Source organism: Acinetobacter sp. 228, from assembly GCF_048147885.1.
In genome coordinates, this window is sequence record NZ_JAYWYV010000211.1 from 1 (window position 1) to 1,526 (window position 1,526).

Genomic DNA, 1,526 nt, shown 5'->3' on the forward strand with positions numbered 1-1,526 from the left:
ATCATGATTAAGGACATAATACGGGCCATCTGAGCACCGCTGTATTTATCTCGCACGATGGAAATTGAGGCGACATAAGGACCTGAAACTCCAATACCTTGAATAAAGCGACCTACTAAAAACCATTCAAAACTTTGTGTGGTAAAGCACAATAAACTTCCCAAAAAGTAGATGATAATACCGGTAAATAAAATACGTTTTCGTCCAATCGCATCGGAAAGTGGTCCTGCAATCAACTGCCCTATTGTCATGCCGGAGAAAATACCAATAATGACCCACTGGGTCTGATTATTATTCTTTAATTCAAAAACTCGTCCAACCTCACCTAAAGCAGGCAACACCGCATCTATCGAAAAAGACACGATAGACATGAGTAATGCCATCAACAGTGCAAACTCACGGAAATGGATTTTTGACTTCATTTTTCTTCTCTACTATTTATTCTATTCACATTGTACTACATACAAATAAGCCACCTTACGGTGGCTTATTTCAATTTTTATATTAACCAATAAACTTACGTGCGTTACGGAACATACGTAACCAAGCACCGTCTTCAGTCCACTCTTCTGGTTTCCAAGAATGCTGGATAGCACGGAAAGTACGCTCAGGGTGCGGCATCATAATCGTTGCACGACCATCTTTAGACGTTACGCCCGTAATCGCTTCCGGTGAACCATTTGGGTTCAATGGATAATGTTGAGTCGGGTTACCATGGCTGTCAACATAACGCAATGCAACCTGATTCGCTGCATTTAAGCTTGCAATATCAGCTTCGCTAGCAACCGCACGGCCTTCACCATGTGCTACAGCAATCGGTAAAATTGAACCTTCCATACCATCAAGTAATACAGAAACTGATTTTTCAACACGAACGTTTACGCTACGTGCTTCAAAAACTTCTGACATATTGCGGTGGAAACGTGGCCAGTGTTCAGCACCCGGAATAAGTGGCGCTAATTGTGACAACATTTGGCAACCATTACAGATACCTAAGCTAAATGTACCTTCACGGTGGAAGAATTGCTCAAACTGATCACGTAGTTTTGCATTGAACAGAACTGATTTTGCCCAGCCACCGCCTGCACCCATTACGTCACCATAAGAGAAACCGCCACAAGTCACTAAACCTTCGAAATCACTTAGGCTCACACGACCAGCAAGTAAGTCGCTCATGTGTACGTCAATTGTGTTAAAGCCAACTTTATCGAAAGCTGCTGCCATTTCAATATGACCATTTACACCCTGCTCACGCAAGATTGCCATATTCGGGCGACGGCTATTAATAAACGGTGCTTCGATAGGTTCATTTAAATCAAATGTAGGTTTTGCAATTAAACCTTGATGTGATTTATCAGTAATTAAAGCAAATTCTTGGTCAGCAGTTTCAACGTTATCACGTAAACGTTGAATCTGATGAGATACTTCAGACCAAGCTTGTTGTAACTCTGCACGCTCTAAAGTTAAGCCATTTACAGATAATTGATCAGTATTATTTACGCGACCAACTACTGCAATTGCATCTT

At 41.4% G+C, this 1,526-nt stretch carries 2 protein-coding genes; both read right to left on the minus strand.

The features are described from left to right. A partial coding sequence (locus VXQ92_RS17450; protein WP_416682670.1) for an MFS transporter occupies nt 1-422 on the minus strand: 422 nt, incomplete at its 3' end. Nucleotides 423-504: 82 nt separating this feature from the next. Then, a partial coding sequence (locus tag VXQ92_RS17455) for a phosphoribosylformylglycinamidine synthase subunit PurQ (protein ID WP_416682671.1) occupies nt 505-1,526 on the minus strand: 1,022 nt, incomplete at its 5' end.